At 71.1% G+C, this 5,854-nt stretch carries 4 protein-coding genes; 3 read left to right on the plus strand and 1 reads right to left on the minus strand.

The genetic code is table 11. The features are described 5' to 3' along the window. The 3 genes from VIU94_RS30130 to VIU94_RS30140 form a co-directional block, all read left to right on the plus strand. Nucleotides 1-1,302, plus strand: a 1,302-nt coding sequence (locus tag VIU94_RS30130; RefSeq protein ID WP_331916118.1) for an ATP-binding protein, incomplete at its 5' end; no start/stop codon positions are given. 106 nt (nucleotides 1,303-1,408) lie between these two features. Then, nucleotides 1,409-1,876, plus strand: a complete 468-nt coding sequence (locus VIU94_RS30135; RefSeq protein WP_331916120.1) for a single-stranded DNA-binding protein — start codon at nucleotides 1,409-1,411, stop codon at nucleotides 1,874-1,876. Between the two features lie 209 nt (nucleotides 1,877-2,085). Continuing rightward, complete coding sequence (locus VIU94_RS30140; protein ID WP_331916122.1) at nucleotides 2,086-3,471, plus strand: Cys-Gln thioester bond-forming surface protein; 1,386 nt, start codon at nucleotides 2,086-2,088, stop codon at nucleotides 3,469-3,471. A 120-nt stretch (nucleotides 3,472-3,591) separates the two neighbouring features. Here VIU94_RS30140 and VIU94_RS30145 read toward each other — a convergent pair whose 3' ends face one another. After that, nucleotides 3,592-5,217, minus strand: coding sequence for an MSCRAMM family protein (locus tag VIU94_RS30145; protein WP_331916124.1), 1,626 nt, complete (start codon nucleotides 5,215-5,217; stop codon nucleotides 3,592-3,594). Between the last annotated feature and the right edge of the window lie 637 nt (nucleotides 5,218-5,854).

Below are 5,854 nucleotides of genomic sequence, written 5' to 3' on the forward strand. Positions count from 1 at the left end.
GACCGGCTCGCCGTGCCCGGCCGGCTGCGCCGCCGGCCGCTCGCGGGCGGGGCCGCCGACGCCGACCTGCAAGGCCTCGTCCTGATCGACCTGCCCGACCACGACTCGGCCGTCACCGCCCACCGCGACCAGGTCGACCGGGTACTCGCCCTGGTCGATGCCGTGATCTGGGTCGTGGACCCGGAGAAGTACGCCGACGCCGCCCTGCACGAGCGCTATCTGCGCCCGCTCGCGGGCCACGCCGAGGTCACCTTCGTCGTCCTCAACCAGATCGACCGGCTGCCCGGCGAGGCCGCCGACCTCGTCCTGGACGACCTGCGCCGGCTGCTCGACGACGACGGCATGGCCCTCGGCGAGCACGGCGAGCCCGGCGCGACCGTGCTGTCCCTGTCCGCCCTGACCGGCGACGGCGTCGGCGAACTGCGCGAACTCCTCGGCCGGTTCGTGCAGGAGCGCACCGCGCCCGCCCGCCGGCTCTCCGCCGACGTGGACGCGGCGGCGCGGCGGCTGCGCCCGGTGTACGTCGCCGACGGCCGCCCCGGGCTCGACGAGCGCTCCCGGGAGGACTTCGCCGCCCGGCTCGCCGTGGCCGTCGGGGCCACCGCCGTGGGCGAGTCCGCCGAACGAGCCTGGCGCCGCAACGCCAACCGCGCCTGCGGCACGCCCTGGCTGCGGCTGTGGCGCCGGTACGAGCGGATGCGCGACCACGGGAGCACGGACCCGCGGCTCCAGTCGCCGGTGGAGGAGGAGCCGACCGCGCGTCAGCGCGTCGAGCAGGCGGTGCGGATCGTCTCCGACGAGGCGTCCCGTGGCCTGCCGGCGCCGTGGGCGCTGGCGGTGCGTGAGGCGGCCTACCGGGGGGCTGAGGGGTTGCCGGAGGCGCTGGACGAGCTCGCCGCCCGGGCGGGCGAGCCCGCGGGCCGGCCGCCGCGGCCCGCGTGGTGGCCGGCGGCCGTGCTCGTCCAGGCGGCGATGACGCTGCTGCAGATCTTCGGCGCGCTGTGGCTGGTCGGCCAGATCATCGGCGTCCTCGACCCCGGGCTGCTGCCGCCGGTCCTGGTGATGCTCGGCGGGATCGTCGGCGGCCCGTTGGTGGAGTGGGCCTGCGCGGCGGCGGCGAAGGGCCCGTCGCGCCGGTACGGGCAGGAGGCCGAGCGGCGGCTGCGCGAGGCCGCGGCGGCGTGCGGCCGGGCGCGGGTGCTGGACCCGGTGGCGGCGGAGCTGATGCGGTACCGGGAGGTGCGGGAGCAGTACGTGACGGTGTCGGGGGCTGGGGCTGGGGCGGGTCACTCGCGCAGGTGACGGGGTTGTCCCCAACGGGAGGTCTGTCCACAGGCGAGGGCGGGAAAGGCGGGCGCGGTCCAGCATGGGGTCAGATCACGCACGAGTGGGACACGGGGGTAGGCACATGAACGAGACGACGGTGACGCTGGTCGGGAACGTGGCGACGGGGGTGGAGTACCGCGAGACGCCGTCGGGCGGCGTGGCGCGCTTCCGGTTCGCGGTGACGACGCGGAGGTGGGTGCGGGAGCAGTCGGCGTGGGCGGACGGGAACACCAGCTTCTACACGGTGTTCGCGTGGCGGTCGCTGGGGGCGAATCTCGCGGCGTCGGTCGGGGTCGGCGATCCTCTCGTCGTGCACGGGAAGTTGAGGATCCGTGAGGAGGAGCGGGAGGGCCGGCGGAAGACGTTCGTGGACGTCGACGCGGTGGCGGCGGGTCACGATCTGACGCGCGGCACGGCGGCGTTCAGGAGAGTGGCGCGGGTCGGGGCAACGCGAGAGCAGCCGGCGGAGGATGCGCAGTCGCAAACCGGAATTGAAGAATCCGTGACACTCGCGCCACCCTCCGTAGAGCAGTTGACCCCTGTGTCCTGACCTGCAGTTGTGCTGATTTGTCGACAGTGTCGGGGCGTCTGATAACGATTACGATTCGGAATGGTTATCTGATGGCATGACGGGGGATCAGGCGCGTTCGCATCCCTAGGATTCCCGCGTACTCATGCGGCACTTGAGTCTGCCGGCGAAGCGCTCCCCCCACGCGTACCGACCAACGACGCGGAGAGCCTCGCCTGAAGGGGAATCCAATGTTTTCAGTTCGGAGGCGTGGCGTCGCCCGCCTTGCCGCCGCGACCGTGGTCTCTGGCCTCGTCGCGGCGGGTGCGATAGCTGTTGCGGGACCGGCGGCGGCCGACGAGGGCGCGCAGAACTCCGGCGGCGCCAGCGCCACGCTCGGCAGGCTCGCGATCCACGACACCGTGACGATCGCGGAGTCTGACGGCAAGAAGTGGAACGCCGAGGCGGGCCTCTTCGAGATGGCCGTGACGCCCGGCGGCGCCATCCAGACGTACTGCATCGACCTGCGCACCCCGGCCCGTAAGGGCACGGAGTACAAGGAGGTCGGCTGGGACCAGTCGTCGCTGCACAACAACGCGGACGCGGGCAAGATCCGGTGGATCCTGCAGAACTCCTTCCCGCAGGTGAACGACCTCGCCGCGCTGGCGAAGAAGGTCGGCGCCGGGAAGCTCACCGAGGACACCGCGGCGGCCGGCACGCAGGCCGCGATCTGGCACTTCTCGGACAAGGTCGAGGCCACGCCCGAGGACGCCGACGCCCAGAAGCTGACCGAGTACCTGGAGAAGGAGGCGAAGAACCTCGAGGAGCCGGGCGCGTCCCTGACCCTCGACCCGCCGTCCGTCGCCGGTCACCCCGGTGAGCGTCTCGGCCCGATCACGGTCAACACCAACGCCTCCAAGGCCGCGCTGTCCCTCGCGCCGGGCGCGCCGGCCGGCGTGAAGATCGTGGACAAGGACGGCAAGGTCCTCGACTCCGCCGCCGACGGCTCGAAGATCTTCTTCGACGTCCCGGCGGGCACGGCGGACGGCTCCACCACGCTGAACGTCCAGGCGGACACCACGGTCCCGATCGGCCGCGCGTTCGTCAGCGAGACCAAGAGCCAGACCCTGATCCTGGCCGGCACCAGCACCTCGACGGTCACCGCGAAGGCGACCGCGACCTGGGCGAAGAAGGGCGCGATCCCGGCGCTCTCGGCGGAGAAGAACTGCGCCAAGGGCGGCGTGGACATCACCGCGTCCAACAAGGGCGACGAGCCCTTCACCTTCGAGCTCAAGGGCCAGAAGGTCACCATCGGGGCGGGCGAGTCCAAGACCGTCACCATCCCGGTCGCCGAGGACCAGGCGTACGAGTTCAACATCACCGGCCCGAACGGCTTCGAGAAGACCTTCAAGGGCGTCCTCGACTGCAAGACGGCCACCCCCGGCACCCCGACCGAGCAGCCCTCCCCCCAGCCCTCCGCGGCCACCACGGGCGGCACCGGCGGCTCCGACGGCGACCTCGCCGAGACCGGCGGCTCCAGCGCCACCCCGATGATCGCCGGCATCGCCGTCGCGCTCGTCCTGGCCGGCGGCGGCGCGGTCTTCTTCCTCCGTAAGAAGAAGACGGCGAGCGAGTAGTCTCCCGCGCGGCGGGCCACGGCCGGCCGCGCGGCAGAAGGCCCCCGGTGCGCGAACCTCGCGCGCCGGGGGCCTTCGCCGTCACCCCGACCGGGGCGACGGTTCATCCGTGGGCCCGGATCACGGGTCGACGACGACCTGGCAGTTGTACGTACCGGGCGGCAGGTTCTCGAACTTCGCCGAGGTGTCGGTGACGTTGGTCGCCGTCTGGTCGGTGCAGGTGATCGTGGACTTCGTCGCGCCCTCGACCTGCGGGATCGCGCTGATCGTCACGTCTGTGAGCGGGGTGTTGCGGAACGTCAGCGTCTCACCGACGAACGTGGCGCCGTTGCAGGCCGCCGCGTTGTTCACGGTGGCGTTCTGGTTGGCGTTGTCCGCGTAGCCGGGGTGGTCGCCCTCGACCGCGGTGTAGGTCCCGAACGCCAGGTTGTCGAAGCAGACGCGACCGTTCGCGTCGGTCGTCCCCTGCGCCACGGTGTTGCCCTCACTGTCCTGCAGGGTGAAGGGCACGTTGCTGTGCGGGTGACTGTCGCCAGGCCCGGACGCGGCGTGCTTGCGGTACTTCTGGATCAGCACCGCTCCCCTCTGCCGCGGGTCGACGAAGGTGAGCTCGACCGTCTCGTTGACGACGACCGTGGCGTGCTGGTCGGGCGCCGTGTTGTGGCCGGCGGGGGTGACCGTCTCGACGACCCAGTACTCACCCTGGGGCACGTTGGGGATCGTGCAGGTGCCGCCGGTGACGACGTTGCACCTCAGGAGCGGGTTCGTGAGCGTGTCCTCGGCGCCGCGCGAGCCGCCGATCGGCGCCTTGTCGTTGTAGAGGGTGAACTGGGCCCCGTTGAGGAGGGTGCCGGCGTCGTCGACCTTGTTGACCTTGATGCTGCCGCAGTTCGAGATGTTGACGGGCACCGGCGCGATGAAGTCCTTCAGCGCCGAGTTGAACGCGTCCGACGCACGGCTCTTGAGGTAGGCCGCACCGAACGACTTGCAGGTGGTGCCGTTGCCGAAGATCGAGGAGAGCCGGATCTGGGCCTCGCCGAAGGTGCGCGGGTCCTGCGCGCCGATACCGTCGCTGTCGGCCGCGTCGATCGTGCTCGTGTTGACCGTGGCGGCGGCGTTGGTCGCGTTGAGCGGGGTGGCGGGCCCCCATGCCGTGCCCGTCCACGTGCGGGTCGAGATGGCCGCCTTGGTGCCGCCGTTCGGCAGGTCGTACTGGATCAGCAGGTCACCGGCCCTGCGGACCGGCGTGACGCCGTTGCCGCTGGGGGTCGAGCTCTGGTTGAACTCGAAGTCCATGTTGGTGGTGCCCGAGGGGTCCTGGACCCGGGACCAGAACAGGTTCAGGAAGCCGTCGGTGGTGGTGCCCTCCTGGTACACACCGAAGACCTTCAGGTCGCTCTTGTTGGGCGGGATGCCGCCGTCCACGATCGAGGGGACGGCGGTGTCCTCCTTGGCGCCCTGTCCGAACGACGGGTCGTCGGCCCCGCTCGGCGCGTCCGCCATGCGGACCTCGTTGACCGTCTCCCAGTCGTCCGGGCTGTTCGGGTCGTCGACGACGAGATTGGCGTCCGTGTCGATCTCGAAATCGCTGCCCGTCAGGCTGGGCGCCGGCGCCTGGGCCGAGGCCAGGGCCGGAACCATTCCGACGGCGAGTACCGCGGCGGTCGCCGCCACCCGCATACGGAGGGAACGACGGCTGCGCCGCGCCCCTCCGGTTTTGTCGGGCGTGTACACGGATTCGGTCACTGAGAATTCCTTCCATGCGCATGCGGCAGATGCGCCGACCCCGGTCATCAGGGCGCTCACGAGCCACTTCTCGATGCCCAGGGGTGAGCGGAACCGCCACGGAGAACAAGACCGGGCCTACCGCTTTCCCGTGCTGCGCGACAGGAATAGCACGCGGAGGGATTCACGCCTCGGAATTACCGCGCAGAATTCAGGCGGCCACTCGTTAGGGGATATCCACCCCGCTGCCGCCCGGCGCAGTATCCCGATGAACACCGAAACCCCGAAACCCCGAAACCCCGAAACCCCGAAACGGCGAAACCCTGAAACCCGAAGCCCCGACCCGGCCGGCACGGACAGCCCCCAGAACGCCGCCGGCCCGCGGCGCCGCGGGCCGGCGGCCACCGAGCAGCGCCCCCGCCGTCTCCCGCCGCCCCCGTCGCACCCCCCTCGAGACAGCGCCCCGGCCCCCTCAGGAAGACCGCAGGTCAGAGGCCCCCGCACCTACTGGTTCGCTCCCGGGGGTGGCGGTCAGGCAAGATGGGGTGTATCTGCCCACTCACTCCTAGCCGGACGGTTTCTCTTGGCTGAGTACATCTACACGATGCGCAAGACGCGCAAGGCGCACGGCGACAAGGTCATCCTCGATGACGTGACG

This window comes from Streptomyces sp. (assembly GCF_036566765.1).
Classification (GTDB): Bacteria; Actinomycetota; Actinomycetes; order Streptomycetales; family Streptomycetaceae; genus Streptomyces.

Coding starts and splice junctions, on each gene's coding strand:
- VIU94_RS30135 (WP_331916120.1), top strand. CDS start 1,409: ATGAACGAGACGACGGTGACGCTGGTCGGGAACGTGGCGACGGGGGTG.
- VIU94_RS30140 (WP_331916122.1), top strand. CDS start 2,086: ATGTTTTCAGTTCGGAGGCGTGGCGTCGCCCGCCTTGCCGCCGCGACC.